This window comes from Streptomyces sp. LUP30 (genome assembly GCF_001746365.1).
Taxonomy (GTDB): domain Bacteria; phylum Actinomycetota; class Actinomycetes; order Streptomycetales; family Streptomycetaceae; genus Streptomyces.
The window spans coordinates 59,356-76,363 of record NZ_MJAJ01000035.1 but is presented as its reverse complement, the minus strand read 5'-3'; the positions used below and the strand labels follow the sequence as shown (position 1 = coordinate 76,363).

Here is a 17,008-nt window from a genome sequence, read left to right as displayed (position 1 = left end):
CCCGGGGCGCTCAGGCGTCCCTGCGGACCTCCACCACCCGGAAGCGGTTGGCGACGAACGCGCCGTCGGTGAGGGCCGCGTTGGCCGCCGGGTTGCCGCCCGAGCCGTGGAAGTCGGAGAACGCGGCCGTCTGGTTGACGTACACCCCCCCGGTGAGGTTCAGGGACAGCTGGGCCGCCTCCTCCAGGCAGACCTCCTGGATCGCCTCCTCCACCTCGCCGTCCGTGGTGTACGCGCCGACCGTCATCGCGCCCTTCTCGCGCACCGTGCGCCCCAGCAGGGCGACCGCGTCGGCCGCCGAGTCGACCGCGACGGCGAAGGAGACCGGGCCGAAGCACTCACTCATGTAGGCGGCCTCGTCGTCCGGCTTGGCCCCGTCCAGCTTGACGATCACCGGGGTGCGCACGACCGCGTCCGGGAACTCGGGGTTGCTCACCTCGCGGGAGGCGAGGGCGACCTCGCCGAGGCCGGCCGCCGCCTCCAGGCGGGCCTTGACGTCCGGGTTGACGATCGCGCCGAGGAGGGCGTTGGCGCGGGCGTCGTCGCCGAGGAGGCCGTCGACCGCGCGGGCGAGGTCGGCGACGACCTCGTCGAAGCTCTTCGGGCCTTCGTCGGTGCGGATGCCCTCGCGGGGGATCAGCAGGTTCTGGGGGGTGGTGCACATCTGGCCGCTGTACAGGGACAGCGAGAACGCCAGGTTGGCGAGCATGCCCTTGTAGTTCGCCGTGGAGTGCACGATCACCGTGTTGACGCCGGCCTTCTCGGTGTAGACCTGCGCCTGGCGGGCGTTCGCCTCCAGCCAGTCGCCGAAGGCGGTGGAGCCGGTGTAGTCGACGATCTTGATCTCCGGCCGGGTGGCCAGGGTCTTGGCGATGCCCTCGCCGGGACGTTCGGCGGCCAGCGCCACCAGGTTCGGGTCGAAGCCGGCCGCGGCGAGCACCTCCCGCGCGACTGCCACGGTGAGCGCGAGCGGCAGCACCGCGCGCGGGTGGGGCTTGACCAGGACCGCGTTACCGGTGGCCAGGGAGGCGAACAGGCCCGGGTAGCCGTTCCAGGTGGGGAAGGTGTTGCAGCCGATGAGCAGGGCGATACCGCGCGGGACCGGCGTGAAGCTCTTGGTCATCGCGAGCGGGTCGCGCTTGCCCTGGGGCTTGCTCCACTCCGCCGTGCCGGGCGTGCGGACCTGCTCCGCGTACGCGTAGGCCACCGCTTCCAGACCACGGTCCTGCGCATGCGGGCCGCCGGCCTGGAACGCCATCATGAAGGCCTGGCCGGAGGTGTGCATGACCGCGTGCGCGAACTCGTGCGTCCGGTCGCTGATCCGCTTGAGGATCTCCAGGCAGACCACCGCGCGGAGCTCCGCGCCGGCGTCCCGCCAGGCGCGCCGGCCGGCCTTCATGGCGGGCAGCAGCGCGTCCACGTCCGCGTGCGGGTACGTCACGCCCAGCTCGACGCCGTACGGCGACACCTCGCCGCCCACCCAGTCGTCGGTGCCGGGCTGGCCGAGGTCGAGGCGGGTGTTCAGGACGGCGTCGAACGCGGCCTTGCCGGCCGCCGCGTCCAGGCTGCCGTTCTCCCCGTAGGCCTTGGGGTGTTCCGGGTGCGGGGACCAGTACGCGCGGGTGCGGATCGCTTCCAGGGCCTGGTCGAGGGTGGGCCGGTGCTGAGCGATCAGAGCGTGCGCGGTCAGTTCGGCGGCGGCCATGCGGGACCAACTCCTCGTCTTGAGAACTCTCCGTCGAGCTCATGGCCTGGCGGAAACCTGGGCGGGAACAGCCAGTCACCGCTAGAGTAACCGAACGATCGGTCGGGACAAGGGGGCCTGCCGCATCTGTGGAAAACCCCGTGCGGGAGGATCGCGCACATGACAGCACTCGACCTCAGCAGCCCCGTGGCCGTCGTCGGCACCGGCACCATGGGCCAGGGCATCGCCCAGGTCGCGCTGGTCGCGGGCCACCGCGTGCGGCTGTACGACGCCGTCCCGGGCCGAGCCCGTGATGCGGCCGCCGCGATCGGCGCGCGCCTCGACCGGCTCGTCGAGAAGGACCGCCTCGCGGCCGGCGACCGCGACGAGGCACGCGCCCGTCTGCACGCCGCTCAGGACCTCTCCGACCTCGCCGACTGCTCACTGGTCGTCGAGGCCGTCGTCGAACGACTGGACGTCAAACAGGAGCTGTTCCGGCAGCTGGAGGACGTGGTCGGCGAGGACTGCCTGCTCGCCACCAACACCTCGTCCCTGTCGGTGACCGCCGTCGGCGGGGCCCTGCGCAACCCCGGCCGGTTCGTGGGCCTGCACTTCTTCAACCCGGCGCCGCTGCTGCCGCTGGTCGAGGTGGTCTCGGGCCACGCCACCGACGTCACCTCGGCCACGCGCGCGTACGAGACCGCCCGCTCCTGGGGCAAGACGCCGGTCGCCTGCGCCGACACCCCCGGGTTCATCGTGAACCGCATCGCCCGGCCCTTCTATGCCGAGGCGTTCGCCGTCTACGAGGCACAGGGCGCCGACCCGGCCACCATCGACGCCGTGCTGCGCGAGTCGGGCGGCTTCCGGATGGGCGCCTTCGAGCTGACCGATCTGATCGGGCAGGACGTCAACGAGTCGGTGACGCACTCCGTGTGGCAGTCCTTCTTCCAGGACGCGCGCTTCACGCCCTCCCTCGCGCAGCGCCGCCTCGTCGAGTCGGGCCGGCTCGGCCACAAGACCGGCCAGGGCTGGTACGACTACCGCGAGGGGGCCGAGCCCGCCGAACCGCACACCGCGGAGAAGGCCCAGCCGCCCGCCTACGTCGTCGCCGAGGGCAACCTGGGCCCCGCCTCGGAGCTGCTCGCGCTGATCCGGGAGGCGGGCATCCAGGTCCGCGAGGAGGAAGAGGACCACGGCACGCGGCTCGTGCTGCCGGGCGACGGCCAGCTCGCGCTCGCCGACGGCCAGACCTCCGTGGAGTTCAGGGACGTCGTCTACTTCGACCTCGCCCTGGACTACCGCAAGGCCACCCGCATCGCCCTGTCCGCCTCACAGGACACCACCGCGCAGACCATGTCCGAGGCGATCGGCCTCTTCCAGGCGCTCGGCAAGGACGTCAGCGTCATCGGGGACGTCCCCGGCATGATCGTCGCCCGCACGGTCGCCAGGATCGTCGACCTCGCGCACGACGCCGTGGCCAAGGGCGTCGCCACCGAGGAGGACATCGACACCGCGATGCGTCTGGGCGTGAACTACCCCCTCGGCCCCTTCGAATGGAGCCGCAGGCTGGGCCGTATGTGGGCCTACTCCCTCCTCGACGACCTGCACGACCGCGACCCCGGCGGCCGCTACGCGCCGTCCCTCGCGCTGTACCGGCACTCCTACGCCACCGAGAAGCGGGAGGGCGCCTCGTGACCGCCGCCAAGCGCGACACCTACACCCCGGAGACCCTGCTCTCCGTAGCCGTTCAGGTCTTCAACGAACGCGGCTACGACGGCACGTCCATGGAGCACCTATCCAAGGCGGCAGGCATCTCCAAGTCGTCGATCTACCACCACGTCGCCGGCAAGGAGGAACTGCTGCGACGGGCCGTCAGCCGCGCCCTGGACGGCCTCTTCGGGATCCTGGGCGAGGAGCACGCGCGCGTGGGGCACGCCTCGCACCGCCTGGAGTATGTCGTCCGGCGCATGGTCGAGGTGCTGATCGGCGAGCTGCCGTACGTGACGCTGCTGCTGCGTGTGCGCGGCAACACCGACACCGAGCGGTGGGCCCTGGAACGGCGGCGGGACTTCGACCACCGCGTGGCCGACCTGCTGCGGGCCGCCGCAGCCGACGGGGACGTCCGCGGCGACATGGAGGTGCGGCTCGCCACCCGCCTGGTCTTCGGCATGATCAACTCGATCGTGGAGTGGTACCGGCCCGGCGGCCGGGGGATGGTCGAGAGCGAGGTCGCCGACGCGGTGGTGCGGCTGGTCTTCGAGGGCCTGCGGACGGCCCCGACCGCGCCGAGCCCCTCGACCGGACCCGTTCAGCCGAGCTGACCCGTTCAGCCGAGCTGACCCGTTCACCCGAGCCGACCCGTTCACCCGACCGGACCGACGCCCTGGGGCTCGGTCCTCCGTTCAGCCCTGTGGCTCCAGGTCCTCTTCCTCGAACACCAGCAGCGTGCGGGTGCTGAGCACCTCGGGGATCGCCTGGAGCCGGGTCAGCACCACCTCGCGCAGCGCCCTGTTGTCGGGCGTGTGCACCAGCAGCAGGACGTCGAAGTCGCCTCCGACGAGGGCGATGTGGGAGGCGCCGGGCAGCTGTCTGAGCTGCTCGCGCACCGTGCGCCAGGAGTTCTGCACGATCTTCAGGGTGATGTAGGCGCTCGTGCCCTGTCCGGCGCGCTCGTGGTTCACGCGGGCGCCGAAGCCGCGGATGACTCCGTCGTCGATGAGCCGGTTGATCCGCGCGTAGGCGTTGGCCCGCGAGACGTGGACCCGTTCGGCGACCGACCGTATCGAGGCCCGGCCGTCCGCCTGGAGCATCTGCAGGATGTCCTGGTCGATGGCGTCGAGCGGCCGCGCCGGTGGCAGCGAGGAACCGGCCGACGGCGGAAGCCCGGTCGACGGCGCGGGTCCGCCGGCCGGCGAGGGACCGGAGCCGCCGGACGGCGAGGGCCCACCCGACGGCGGGAGACCGGTCGACGGCGGGAGAGCGGTCGACGGCGGGGGGCCGCTCGGTGTGGAGCTGCTCGGCGGAAGCGCGGCACCGTTCTCCGGCCCTTCGGCCATTTGTTCAGGTGCCATGTCCCCCCGCCTTCCCAGCATGGACGTACTGCGTCCATCTCAGGCTGTGGAGAACCGTTTGTCCACAGCCTGAGGGGGCCTGTAGCCAAAATGTGCCGACGACCGAACAATCGGTAGGTGAGGCGGGTCACAGCCGACACGCCTCCCGTAGCCGCATCCCCGAGGAGGTGCCGTCATGACGGTCATGGAGCAGCGGGGCACGTACCGGCCGACTCCGCCGCCGGCCTGGCAGCCCCGTACCGACCCCGCGCCGCTGCTGCCCGACGCGGAGCCGTACCGCGTCCTCGGCACCGACGCGGCCGCACAGGCCGACCCGGAGCTGCTGCGCCGGCTGTACGCCCAGCTGGTGCGCGGCCGCCGCTACAACGTCCAGGCGACCGCCCTCACCAAGCAGGGCAGACTCGCCGTCTACCCCTCCAGCACCGGCCAGGAGGCCTGCGAGGTCGCCGCCGCCCTCGTGCTGGAGGAGCGCGACTGGCTCTTCCCCAGCTACCGCGACACCCTCGCCGTCGTCGCTCGCGGCGTGGACCCCGTCGAGGCCCTCACCCTGCTGCGCGGTGACTGGCACACCGGCTACGACCCCTACGAGCACCGGGTGGCGCCCCTGTGCACCCCGCTCGCCACCCAGCTCCCGCACGCCGTGGGCCTGGCGCACGCCGCCCGTCTCAAGGGCGACGACGTGGTCGCGCTCGCCATGGTGGGCGACGGCGGCACTAGCGAGGGCGACTTCCACGAGGCGCTGAACTTCGCCGCCGTCTGGCAGGCGCCGGTCGTCTTCCTCGTGCAGAACAACGGCTTCGCGATCTCCGTCCCGCTCGCCAAGCAGACCGCCGCTCCCTCGCTGGCCCACAAGGCCGTCGGTTACGGCATGCCGGGCCGCCTGGTCGACGGCAACGACGCGGCCGCCGTGCACGAGGTGCTGGCCGACGCCGTGCGCCGGGCGCGCGAGGGCGGCGGTCCGACCCTCGTGGAGGCGGTCACCTACCGCATCGACGCCCACACCAACGCCGACGACGCCACCCGCTACCGCGGCGACGCCGAGGTGGAGACCTGGCGTGAGCACGACCCGATCCAGCTGCTGGAGCGCGAGATGACCGCGCGCGGGCTCCTCGACGAGGCCGCCAGGCAGTCCGCGCGGGACGCCGCCGAGGTGATGGCCGCAGACCTGCGCACCCGGATGAACCAGGACCCGGCCCTCGACCCGATGGACCTGTTCTCCCACGTGTACGCCGAGCCCACTCCGCAGCTGCGCGAGCAGCAGGCGCTGCTGCGGGCCGAGCTCGAGGCCGAGCAGGAAGGCGCGCACCGATGACGACCGTGGCCCTCAAGCCCGCCACCATGGCGCAGGCCCTCACGCGCGGGCTGCGCGACGCCATGGCCGCCGACCCGTCCGTGCACGTCCTGGGTGAGGACGTGGGCGCCCTCGGCGGCGTCTTCCGGGTCACCGACGGACTGGCGAAGGAGTTCGGCGAGGACCGCTGCACGGACACCCCGCTCGCCGAGGCCGGCATCCTCGGCACCGCCGTCGGCATGGCCATGTACGGCCTGCGGCCGGTCGTGGAGATGCAGTTCGACGCGTTCGCCTACCCGGCGTTCGAGCAGCTCATCAGTCATGTCGCCCGGATGCGCAACCGCACCCGCGGCCGGATGCCCCTGCCGATCACGGTCCGCGTGCCCTACGGCGGCGGCATCGGCGGCGTCGAGCACCACAGCGACTCCTCCGAGGCGTACTACATGGCGACCCCGGGCCTGCACGTCGTCACGCCCGCCACGGTCGCCGACGCCTATGGCCTGCTGCGCGCCTCCATCGCCTCGGACGACCCGGTCGTCTTCCTCGAACCCAAGCGCCTGTACTGGTCCAAGGACGCCTGGAACCCGGAGGAGCCGACGGCCGTCGAGCCGATCGGACGAGCGGTGGTGCGGCGTCCGGGCCGCAGCGCCACACTGATCACGTACGGGCCGTCGGTTCCGGTCTGCCTCGAAGCCGCCGAGGCGGCGTGCGCCGAGGGCTGGGACCTGGAGGTCGTCGACCTGCGCTCGCTGGTGCCCTTCGACGACGAGACGGTCGCCGCGTCGGTACGTCGTACCGGCCGCGCGGTCGTCGTCCACGAGTCGGGCTCCTACGGCGGCCCGGGCGGGGAGATCGCCGCCCGCGTCACCGAGCGCTGCTTCCACCACCTGGAGGCGCCGGTGCTGCGTGTGGCCGGGTTCGACCTGCCCTATCCGCCGCCGATGCTGGAGCGCCACCACCTGCCCGGCGTCGACCGCATCCTCGACGCCGTGGCGCGGCTGCAGTGGGAGGCCGGGAACTGATGGCACAGGTACTGGAGTTCAAGCTCCCCGACCTCGGTGAGGGGCTCACCGAGGCGGAGATCGTCCGCTGGCTCGTCCAGGTGGGCGACGTCGTGGCCGTCGACCAGCCGGTCGTCGAGGTCGAGACGGCCAAGGCGATGGTCGAGGTGCCCTGCCCGTACGGCGGCGTGGTGACGGCCCGCTTCGGCGAGGAGGGCACGGAAATGCCCGTCGGCGCCCCGTTGATCACGGTCGCGGTCGGCGCGCCTGCCTCCGACGCCGTGGCCGACGCAGGGTCCGGCACCGGGGGCTCGGGCAACGTGCTCGTCGGATACGGCACTTCGGAGGCCCCCGCGCGCAGGCGTCGGGTCCGCTCCACGCGGCCGGAGCCCGCCGTCTCCGTCACGGTCGACGGCACGGCCCCGATCGCCCCGGTGGCCCCGGCGTCTTCGGCGGCCCCGGTCGAGGCGACCGGCGGACCCGTCCCCGTGATCTCCCCGCTGGTACGCAGGCTGGCCCGGGAGAACGGACTGGACCTGCGGGAACTCACGGGCTCAGGACCGGATGGGCTGATCCTGCGAGCGGACGTGGAGAACGCGCTACGGATGGCCGTGCCGCGCGAAGAGGCGGCACAGGCGGCTCAGCAGCCCGCCGCTCCTTCCGCCCTCACCGGTGTCCGCCGCGTCCCCCTCAAGGGTGTCCGGGGCGCCGTCGCCGACAAGCTCTCCCGCAGCCGGCGCGAGATCCCGGACGCGACCTGCTGGGTGGACGCCGACGCGACCGAGCTGATGAGGGCCCGGACCGCGATGAACACGACAGGCGGGCCCAAGATCTCGCTGCTCGCGCTGCTCGCCCGTATCTGCACCGCGGCGCTGGCCCGGTTCCCGGAACTCAACTCCAGCGTCGACCAGGCCGCCCGTGAGGTCGTCCAGTTCGACCAGGTCCACCTCGGCTTCGCCGCGCAGACCGAACGCGGCCTGGTCGTGCCGGTGGTCCGTGACGCGCATGCGCGGGACGCCGAGGGGCTCACCGCGGAGTTCGCCCGGCTCACCGAGGCCGGGCGCCAAGGACGCCTCACCCCCGCGGAGCTGACCGGCGGCACCTTCACGTTGAACAACTACGGAGTGTTCGGCGTCGACGGCTCCACGCCGATCATCAACCACCCCGAGGCGGCCATGCTCGGCGTCGGCCGTATCGTCCCCAGAGCGTGGGTGCACGAGGGCGAGCTCGCGGTGCGCCAGGTCGTCCAGCTCTCGCTCACCTTCGACCACCGGGTGTGCGACGGCGGCACGGCGGGCGGCTTCCTGCGCCATGTCGCGGACTGTGTCGAGCAGCCGGCGGTGCTGTTGCGCACCCTGTGACCGAGGGCGGGGCGCCGCGCTCCCCGCCTTCGTCATGGTCCCGGGGCCCGAACCCCGGCATCGGCCGCCATACTCGGGGGGTGACCTCGAACGAGTCCCCCGCCCACGACGCCGTCGTGCTCGCCGGCGGCGGCGCCCGCCGGCTCGGTGGGGCCGACAAGCCGGGTGTGCGGGTGGGCGGGCGCGCGCTGCTGGACCGGGTCCTCGGCGCCTGCGCCGACGCCCGTGCCACCGTCGTCGTCGCGGACCCCCGTCCCACCGCCCGGCCCGTGCGCTGGGCGCGCGAGGACCCGCCCGGCGCGGGACCCGTCGCCGCGCTCGACGCCGGGCTGCGCCGCGTCACGGCGGACGACGTCCTCGTGCTCTCCGCCGATCTGCCGTTCCTCGCCCCGGACACCGTGCGGCGGCTGCTGACCGCCCTGCGCTCCGGCGGAGCCGAGGGTGTGCTGCTCACCGACGCGGCCGGCCGCGACCAGCCGCTCGTCGCCGCGTACCGCACGGTGGCGCTGCGCCGCGAACTGGCGGTGCTGGCCGCCGCCCACGGCGGCCTCGCCGGGCTGCCCCTGCGCCGGCTGACCGCCGCACTCGACCTTGCCCGCGTCCCCGACCCGGTCGGGTCCTTCGACTGCGACACCTGGGACGACATCGCCACTGCCAGGGCCCGTATCAGGGAGCATGACCACGTGTTGGATGAATGGATTTCCGCAGTCAAGGACGAACTGGGCGTCGACCTCGACGTCGACACCGGCGTCCTCCTCGACCTCGCCCGGGACGCCGCCCATGGTGTGGCCCGGCCGGCGGCCCCCCTGACCACCTTCCTGGTCGGCTACGCGGCCGCGCAGGCCGGGGGCGGCTCCGAGGCCGTCGCCGACGCCGCCCGCAAGGCCGCCGCACTGGCGGTGCGCTGGGCCCGGGAAGCGGAGGAGGAGGCCGGACAGGAGGCCGAGCAGGGCAAGGCCGCCGGCCCCGGCGGCCCGGGACCGGACGCCGGATGACCCCGCACGGCGCCCGGCAGGGCCTCGACGCCGAGGACCTCGATGTCGAGGAGGCGCTCGCCCTCGTGAAGGACGGCAACGGCTCCGGCCGCCCGACCGGCGATCCCCGCCCCGCGCAGCGCGAGCCCGACGTCTCACCGTCCGCCCGGGCCGTGGACGCGGGTCACCGGGCCGCCGCGGAACATCACCACCGCGCCACCGCCTGGCCGCAGGCGCGGACGATCGCGGCCCGCGCCGCCCGTTCGGGCCCCCGCCCCGCCCCCGTGTCCGTAGGCCTCGGCGACGCCCTCGGTCTGGTTCTGGCCGGCCCGCTGACCGCCCTCACCGACCTGCCCTCGTTCGACACGTCAGCGATGGACGGATGGGCGGTCGCGGGTCCCGGACCCTGGCACGTACGGGAGGAGGGCGTGCTCGCCGGGAGCGCCGCGCCCGCTCCCCTCGCCGACGGCGAGGCCGTCCGGATCGCCACCGGCGCCCGGATCCCCCCGGACACCACTGCGGTGCTGCGCAGCGAGCACGGCCGCACCGATGACAACGGCCGACTGCATCCGACCCGCGAGATGCAACACGGCCAGGACATTCGCCCGCGCGGCCAGGAGTGCCGTTCCGGCGATCAGCTGCTGCTCGCCGGAGCGGTGGTGACACCGGCCGTGCTCGGTCTGGCCGCCGCCGCCGGGTACGACACGGTGACCGCCGTGCCCCGGCCCCGGGTCGAGGTGCTGGTCCTCGGTGACGAGCTGCTCACCGAGGGCCGCCCGCACGACGGCCTGATCCGGGACGCACTCGGCCCGATGCTGCCGCCCTGGCTGCGGGCGCTGGGCGCCGAGGTCATCGCCGTACGCAGACTCCGAGACGATGCGAAGGCCCTGCACAAGGCCGTCACCTCGTCCGGCGCGGATCTGATCGTCACCACCGGGGGCACGGCCTCGGGACCCCTCGACCATGTGCACCCCACCCTGCGCCGGATCGACGCCGAGCTCCTCGTCGACGGCGTCAAGGTGCGCCCCGGGCACCCGATGCTGCTGGCGCGCGTCAAGGACGGCCAGCACCTCGTCGGTCTGCCCGGAAACCCTCTCGCGGCCGTCTCCGGCCTGCTCACGCTCGCCGAGCCGCTGCTGCGCACCCTCGCCGCTCGCGGCGCTCCCGAGCCGTACACGCTGCCCTTGCGGGAGGCGGTGCACGGGCACCCCTACGACACCCGGCTCATCCCGGTGGTTCTGCGGGGCGACCACGCCGTGCCGCTGCACTACAACGGTCCGGCCATGCTGCGCGGCATCGCGGCGGCCGACGCCCTCGCCGTCGTACCGCCCGGCGGGGCGCGGGCGGGTCAGGAGGCGGAAGTGCTGGACCTGCCGTGGGCGACGGCCGGGATCGGCGCGTGTTTCACGTGAAACACGCGCCGTCGTTTCACGTGAAACCTCGCCGGTGTTTCACGTGAAACACCGTCATCCCTGCTCGGGAGCCGGAACGGCTCGACTGACCGTGATCACCCGGTCCCCTTGCTGCAGATGGGCGAGACGGGGATCGGTGTAGTCGAGCAGTTCCCTGCCCCGGACGACGGCCACGACGAGATCCGCGCAGGCGCGGGGGTCCTTGCCCGCTTCCGTCTTGGTGATCGGGCGCTCGACGAGGTCCAGGCCGCTGCCGATGGTCATCAGGCTCTCCAGCGTTCTGGCGACCGTAGGGCTGATCATCGACACGCCGAGCAGTCGTCCGGCGGAGCTGGAGCTGGTGATCACGGTGTCCGCGCCGCTCTGCTTGAGCAACGGCACGTTCTCGTCCTCCCGGGCGGCGACCACGATCGTGGCGCGCCGGTTCAGCTGACGCGCGGTGAGGGTGACCAGGGCGGCCGTGTCGTCGCGTTGGGGGGAGACGATCACCCGGGAGGCGTTCTGCACCTCGGCTTTGACGAGCGTCTCCGAGCGGGTGGCGTCCCCGGTCACCGACACCAGCCCGTCGTCTCCGGCTACGAGCGATGCCTTGCGCTGGGCGTCCACGACGACGATGCGGTCCTTGGGAATGCCCTGCCCGACGAGGGTCTCCACCGCGTGGCGGCCCTTGGTGCCGTATCCGACGACCACGATGTGGCCGCTGGTGCGGGCGCGCCAGCGGTGGATGCGGACCTGCTGACGGGTGCGCTCGGTGAGCACCTCCAGGGTGGTGCCGACCAGGATGATCAGAAACAGCACCCGCAGCGGTGTGATGACCAGGATGTTGACGAGCCGGGCCGTGTCGCTGACGGGGGTGATGTCGCCGTAGCCGGTGGTGGAGAGGGTGACGGTCGCGTAGTAGGCCGCGTCCAGCAGGCCGACGGCGCCGTCCGAGTTGTCGTTGTAGCCGTCGTGGTCGGCGTAGACGATCAGTGTGGTGACGGCCAGCACGAGGAGCCCCAGGGCGAGTCGTCGCAGCACCTGCTGGAGCGGGGGCACGCCGACCCGCACAGGCATCGTGATGGAGCGCCCCGCCTCGGCGTCGTCACGGGCTTCGGTGCGCGAGCGGTACCAGAGGGACCTGAACAGTGAGAGCCTGGCCGGGCCGGGCTGTCGTTCGTGGTCCTTCATCGTGTGCCCCCTGCTGACGGTGATCCGATCGGTGGGCACCATGGTTCCCGGCGGGTTCACGCCCGTCATGAATCAACACGTTTCCCTGGCCCCCCAGTCGTCCATGATCCCCGGAGGTCCCCTTGCGCGACCACACTGTCGTCGTCGGCTTCGGCACGAAGGGTCGGTCCGCGATCCGGACGGCCTGTGCGGCGGGTCTGCGCAGGGAGCAGGTCGTGGTGATCGACCCGAGCGCAAAGGCGGTCGACGCGGCGAAGGCCGAGGGCTACGAGGGCGTGGTCGGGGACGCGACGCGCAGCGACGTGTTGCGGCGGGCCGAGGTGCAGCGGGCGGGGCGGATCGTCATCGCGACCCAGCGCGACGACACGGCCGTCCTGGTCGCGCTCACCGCCCGCCAGCTCAACCCGGGGGCGAAGATCGTGGCGGCGGTCCGCGAGGAGGAGAACGCGCCGCTGCTCAAGCAGTCGGGCGCCGACGAGGTCATCACCAGCGCCGGGGCGGCCGGGCGGTTGCTGGGTCTGTCCGTGCTGAGCCCGGCGGCGGGCCGGGTCATGGAGGACCTCATCCAGCAGGGCGACGGCCTCGACCTGGTCGAACGGCCGGTCACCAAGGCCGAGGCGGGCCGCGGTCCGCGTGAGACGGCCGACCTGGTGGTCAGTGTCGTGCGCGGGCATCGCGTCCTGGCCTACGACGACCCGGCGATCGGAGTGTTGCAGCCCACGGACCGGCTCGTCTCGATCGTGCGGGTGGGGCCGGACCGGGCACACACCAACCTCGGCAGTCCCGGGATGCCCGGGGTGCCGCCGCTGCCGCCGGCCTGAACTCTCCGACGCCCGCCCGTCGTTCCGCCGCGGTCTCGCGGCCGGGGGCGAGGAGTAGCGTCGTCCTCATGTATGCGATCACGATTCCCGAACCTGGTGGTCCCGAGGCGTTGGTGTGGGACGAGGTTCCCGATCCCGTTCCCGGCGAGGGCGAAGTTCTGGTCGAGGTGGTGGCCGGCGCCGTCAACCGCGCCGACATCCTGCAGCGGCAGGGCTTCTACGACCCGCCGCCCGGCGCCTCCCCCTATCCCGGCCTGGAGTGCTCCGGCCGGATCGCCGCGCTCGGCCCCGATGTCTCCGGTTGGACCGTCGGTGAGGAGGTGTGCGCTCTGCTCTCGGGCGGCGGCTACGCGGAGAAGGTCGCCGTGCCGGTCGGCCAGCTCCTTCCGGTGCCCGAGGGCGTCGACCTCCGGCAGGCCGCTGCGCTCCCCGAGGTGACCAGCACCGTCTGGTCGAACGTCTTCATGATCGCCCATCTCCGTCCCGGCGAGACGCTGCTCGTGCACGGCGGTTCCAGCGGCATCGGCACCATGGCGATCCAGCTGGCCAAGGCCGTCGGCGCGCGGGTCGCCGTCACCGCGGGCACCAAGGAGAAGCTGGAGCAGTGCGCCGAACTGGGCGCCGACATCCTGATCAACTACCGCGAGCAGGACTTCGTCGCCGAGGTGAAGCAGGCCACCGCCGGCGTCGGCGCCGACGTCATCCTCGACAACATGGGCGCGAAGTACCTGGACCGCAACGTCCAGGCGCTCGCCGTCAACGGCCGTCTCGCGATCATCGGCATGCAGGGCGGCGCCAAGGCCGAGCTGAACATCGGCGCGCTCCTCGGCAAGCGTGCCGCCGTCAGTGCGACCTCGCTGCGGGCGCGTCCCCTGGAGGAGAAGGCCGCGATCGTGGCGGCCGTGCGCGAGCATGTCTGGCCGCTGGTCGCCGCCGGCCGGGTGCGCCCTGTCGTCGACCGCGAAGTCCCGATGAGCGACGCGGCCGCCGCCCACCGGGTGGTGGAGGAGAGCGGCCACGTCGGCAAGGTGCTGCTGGTCGCGCCCTAGCCGTCCGTCCCTGGAGCAGTCCGCCTGCGGCCGCCGTTCGCGTTCGTCCGCTTGGAGCCGCTCAAGCCGGCGCTGTCCGTCCCGTGCCGTCCGGCTCGGCAGGGGTGTCAGCTGCGGCGCAGGCGGAGGGCGGCGATCGCGAGGGCGATTCCGAGGCCGATGAGGACGAGCCCGCTGCCGAGCGGCAGGATCTGCAGGACGGGGCCGTCGGTCCGCTCCCCTTGGGTGGCCGCCTGCCGTACGGAGTCCTGCGGTTCCGCCGAGGTCACCGGAACGGAGGCCTCGGGGGGCCGGGACGCGCTGTCGTCGGCGTGGTCGCCGTCGCCGGTCTCCGCCTCGCCGTCCCCCGTGTCGGGGTCGTCGCCGGAGACGTCCTCCCCGCTCGGGTCCTGCGTCGTCGCGTCCTCGCCCTCGTCCTCCCGTCCGGGCCGCTCGCGTCCCTCGCCCGCGCGGCTGCCGGCCCGGTCGGGTTGGCGTGGGGAGGGGGAGGGCGTGGCCGACGCGGGTGCGTGGGGGTAGGCCGCGAGGCGTCCGTGCGCCGAGCCGGCCGCGTAGGCCGCGGCACCCCCGTACGACAGCACGAGGGCTCCCGCGAGGGCCGTCATGGCCGCCCGTGTGCCGCACCATGTCCACTGCCATGGAGTCACGTGCGTGACCCCCTCCCGATGACCGGTCGCCTAGAAAACACCCACCAAGCGTTACATCGGCGAATTTTCACCGCATTCCGGACTCCGCCGAACGGAAACGGTGGATCACCTTTCACGGGGGGCACCACGGTGATGAGGTGGGGACGTGCGAGAGAATGACGGCATGGAGATGCCGAGGAACGAAAGGTCGCCGGAGAACGCCCAGAAAATCCTGGTCGTAGGCCAGGACGGCATGGCGCTCGGCGGCATCGACGCCGACGAGGACTCCCGTGAGATCCCGGTGACGGAGCAGGTCGAGCAGCCGGCGAAGGTCATGCGGATCGGAAGCATGATCAAGCAGCTGCTGGAGGAGGTGCGCGCGGCTCCCCTGGACGAGGCGAGCCGGGCCCGGCTGAAGGAGATCCACTCGAGCTCGGTGAAGGAGCTGGAGGACGGCCTGGCCCCGGAGCTGGTCGAAGAACTGGAGCGGCTGTCCCTGCCGTTCAACGAGGAGTCGACGCCGAGCGACGCGGAACTGCGCATCGCGCAGGCCCAGTTGGTCGGCTGGCTGGAGGGCCTCTTCCACGGCATCCAGACCACGCTCTTCGCCCAGCAGATGGCCGCGCGGGCCCAGTTGGAGCAGATGCGCCGCGCCCTGCCGCCCGGCGCGAGCCACGAGGGCATGGACGACCCGCGCACCGCGGGCGGCCGTTCGGGCGGACCGTACCTGTAAGTCCTCGGCAGTACACGTCAAGGGCCCGGCGTCGGACGCCGGGCCCTTTCACATGACGTCGGACGAGGCCGGACGACTTCGCACGCGTCGGCCTGCCGTCACGCCGGGTTGCCGGTGGAGACCTTGAGCTCGATCTCGGGCATGTTCTTGGGGTCGACGTCCGTGTCGGCGGAGGGGAACTGGTCCATGACCGCCCCGTCGCCGTACGTGTTCTCGTCGATCTTGGTGATCTTGTACTGCCAGCCGGCGGCCTGGAAGCACGCCTTGACCGAGCCGATGTACTTGAACTTGAAGTTCGGCACCCGGATCTTGGCGGGGTCGTTGTACGACTCCTGCGGCTCGGAGCACTCCGTCGCGTCGATCGTCTTGGAGGTGTCCGGCGCGCGGTAGTTCGCCGCCTTCGTCGCCGCCGCCGAGGAGCTCGCGGTCCCGCCGCCGCCCTTGGCGTCGTCGTGCGTGCCGCCGCCCACGGTGAGGCTGGCGATCAGACCCCCGACCGCGACCACGGCGACGACGGCCGAACCGATGAGGACCGGCCTGGTGTTCCTGCGGGCGCCGTCCGAGGGCACCGCGGTCGACGGCTGGGGGCTGAGGTTGTACGCCGGCGGGGTGTGCGGCGCCTGCTGGTTGTACGCCGGAGCGGGCGTCTGGTAGCCGCCCTGCTGCGGATAGCCGTAGGACGCGGCGGGCGTCGGAGCGCCGTAGGGGTTCGGGTTCGGGCCGGTCTGGTACGGCGTCTGCACGCTGCCCTGCGGCGGGGTGCTCTGACCGACCGGCGGGAAGACGGCCGAGCCGACGCCCGCGCCGCTGGACGTCTGCGCGCCCGGGACGATGCTCGGCGGGGCCGGCTGGAAGGACGCGGCGACGCGCAGGCACTCGTCGCGCATGGCGACGGCGGTCGGGAAACGCTCGTTCGGGTTCTTCTTCAGCGCGCGGGCGACGAGCGCGTCGACGGCCGGCGGTAGCGCCCGGTTGATCGAGGAGGGCGCCACCGGCTCCTCCTGCACGTGCGCGTACGCGATCGCAAGCGGTGAATCGGCCTCGAACGGCAGCCGCCCGGTGACCAGTTGGAACAGCATGATGCCGACCGAGTACAGGTCGGACCGGGCGTCCACCCCGCGCCCCAGGGCCTGTTCGGGCGAGAGGTACTGGGGCGTTCCGACGACCATGCCCGTCTGCGTCATCGAGGTGACGCCGGACTGCATGGCCCGCGCGATGCCGAAGTCCATCACCTTGACCACGCCGCGCTTGGTCATCATCACGTTGCCGGGCTTGATGTCGCGGTGGACCAGGCCCATCTCGTGGCTGATCTCCAGTGCCGCCAGCACGTCCGCGGTGATCTTCAGCGCCTTGTCGGCCGGCATCGCACCCTGGCGGTGCACGTCCTCGTCGAGCACCGAGCCGAGCGGGCGGCCCTCGATGTACTCCATGACGATGTAGGGGGTGGTGAGCCCGTCCACGTCGTCCTCGCCCGTGTCGAAGACGGAGACGATGTTGGTGTGCGTGAGCTTGGCCACGGCCTGCGCCTCGCGGCGGAAGCGCTCGCGGAAGGCCTGCTCCCGGCCCAGTTCGGTGTGCAGGGTCTTCACCGCGACCTGACGGTCGAGCACGGCGTCGTAGGCGAGGTGGACCGAGGCCATGCCGCCCTCGCCGAGCAAGTCGCGCAGTTGATAGCGGCCGGCGGCCAGCGCCCGCCCCGCGTACCGGCCCTGCGCGCCGTCCTGGCTCATCTTCCACGTCCCCCGTTGGCCTTTGGCGCCGTTGACTGTCGTTGATCGAAAGTGCTATTCCCGGCCAAGTCTGCCGCAGGGCACC

General features: G+C 72.6%; 14 protein-coding genes and 1 pseudogene. 10 read left to right on the top strand and 5 right to left on the bottom strand.

Features of this window, described 5'->3' with window-relative positions; all coding sequences use genetic code 11:
- Positions 1-10: 10 nt before the first annotated feature.
- The gene (gene paaN / locus BG482_RS25920) at positions 11-1,705 is read right to left on the bottom strand and encodes a phenylacetic acid degradation protein PaaN (RefSeq protein WP_069771542.1); all 1,695 of its coding nucleotides are present in this window, start codon (positions 1,703-1,705) and stop codon (positions 11-13) included.
- A 159-nt stretch (positions 1,706-1,864) separates the two neighbouring features.
- On the opposite strand from paaN, the gene BG482_RS25915 reads away from it, so the two are divergent.
- Both BG482_RS25915 and BG482_RS25910 read left to right on the top strand, forming a co-directional pair.
- Positions 1,865-3,379 carry a 3-hydroxyacyl-CoA dehydrogenase gene (locus tag BG482_RS25915; RefSeq protein ID WP_069771541.1) on the top strand — a complete coding sequence of 505 codons (1,515 nt, stop codon included), beginning with the start codon at positions 1,865-1,867 and terminating at the stop codon, positions 3,377-3,379.
- Complete coding sequence (locus BG482_RS25910; RefSeq protein ID WP_069771540.1) at positions 3,376-4,005, top strand: TetR/AcrR family transcriptional regulator; 630 nt, start codon at positions 3,376-3,378, stop codon at positions 4,003-4,005. Before BG482_RS25915 ends, BG482_RS25910 begins: the two co-directional genes overlap by 4 nt.
- 81 nt (positions 4,006-4,086) lie before the next feature.
- Here BG482_RS25910 and BG482_RS25905 read toward each other — a convergent pair whose 3' ends face one another.
- On the bottom strand, positions 4,087-4,542 hold the full coding sequence (locus tag BG482_RS25905) for an Lrp/AsnC family transcriptional regulator (protein WP_069771564.1): 456 nt from the start codon (positions 4,540-4,542) through the stop codon (positions 4,087-4,089).
- A gap of 388 nt (positions 4,543-4,930) precedes the next feature.
- Between BG482_RS25905 and pdhA the strand changes: the two genes are divergently transcribed.
- From pdhA to BG482_RS25880, 5 genes are all read left to right on the top strand, one after another.
- Positions 4,931-6,067 carry a pyruvate dehydrogenase (acetyl-transferring) E1 component subunit alpha gene (gene pdhA / locus BG482_RS25900; protein ID WP_069771539.1) on the top strand — a complete coding sequence of 379 codons (1,137 nt, stop codon included), beginning with the start codon at positions 4,931-4,933 and terminating at the stop codon, positions 6,065-6,067.
- Positions 6,064-7,068, top strand: a complete 1,005-nt coding sequence (locus BG482_RS25895; protein ID WP_069771538.1) for an alpha-ketoacid dehydrogenase subunit beta — start codon at positions 6,064-6,066, stop codon at positions 7,066-7,068. The genes pdhA and BG482_RS25895 overlap by 4 nt, the downstream gene beginning before the upstream one ends.
- A complete protein-coding gene (locus BG482_RS25890) occupies positions 7,068-8,408 on the top strand; it encodes a dihydrolipoamide acetyltransferase family protein (RefSeq protein WP_069771537.1) in 1,341 nt (446 codons plus the stop codon). Before BG482_RS25895 ends, BG482_RS25890 begins: the two co-directional genes overlap by 1 nt.
- An 80-nt stretch (positions 8,409-8,488) precedes the next feature.
- Complete coding sequence (locus BG482_RS25885; RefSeq protein ID WP_079142160.1) at positions 8,489-9,403, top strand: NTP transferase domain-containing protein; 915 nt, start codon at positions 8,489-8,491, stop codon at positions 9,401-9,403.
- Positions 9,400-10,794, top strand: coding sequence for a molybdopterin molybdotransferase MoeA (locus tag BG482_RS25880; protein WP_069771536.1), 1,395 nt, complete (start codon positions 9,400-9,402; stop codon positions 10,792-10,794). The genes BG482_RS25885 and BG482_RS25880 overlap by 4 nt, the downstream gene beginning before the upstream one ends.
- Before the next feature lie 54 nt (positions 10,795-10,848).
- Here the strand turns inward: BG482_RS25880 and BG482_RS25875 are convergent, their stop codons facing one another.
- A complete protein-coding gene (locus BG482_RS25875; protein WP_069771562.1) occupies positions 10,849-11,964 on the bottom strand; it encodes a TrkA family potassium uptake protein in 1,116 nt (371 codons plus the stop codon).
- Positions 11,965-12,086: 122 nt separating this feature from the next.
- Between BG482_RS25875 and BG482_RS25870 the strand changes: the two are divergent.
- Together BG482_RS25870 and BG482_RS25865 are read left to right on the top strand one after the other, a co-directional pair.
- Positions 12,087-12,785: pseudogene (locus tag BG482_RS25870) on the top strand (TrkA family potassium uptake protein); the annotation flags it as partial.
- A 68-nt stretch (positions 12,786-12,853) separates the two neighbouring features.
- A complete protein-coding gene (locus BG482_RS25865) occupies positions 12,854-13,834 on the top strand; it encodes an NAD(P)H-quinone oxidoreductase (RefSeq protein ID WP_069771535.1) in 981 nt (326 codons plus the stop codon).
- A gap of 107 nt (positions 13,835-13,941) precedes the next feature.
- Here the strand turns inward: BG482_RS25865 and BG482_RS25860 are convergent, their stop codons facing one another.
- The gene (locus BG482_RS25860; RefSeq protein ID WP_069771534.1) at positions 13,942-14,439 is read right to left on the bottom strand and encodes a hypothetical protein; all 498 of its coding nucleotides are present in this window, start codon (positions 14,437-14,439) and stop codon (positions 13,942-13,944) included.
- A gap of 205 nt (positions 14,440-14,644) precedes the next feature.
- Between BG482_RS25860 and BG482_RS25855 the strand changes: the two genes are divergently transcribed.
- A complete protein-coding gene (locus BG482_RS25855; RefSeq protein ID WP_069771533.1) occupies positions 14,645-15,193 on the top strand; it encodes a bacterial proteasome activator family protein in 549 nt (182 codons plus the stop codon).
- Between the two features lie 98 nt (positions 15,194-15,291).
- Here the strand turns inward: BG482_RS25855 and BG482_RS25850 are convergent, their stop codons facing one another.
- Positions 15,292-16,923, bottom strand: coding sequence for a Stk1 family PASTA domain-containing Ser/Thr kinase (locus BG482_RS25850; protein ID WP_069771532.1), 1,632 nt, complete (start codon positions 16,921-16,923; stop codon positions 15,292-15,294).
- Positions 16,924-17,008: the final 85 nt, after the last annotated feature.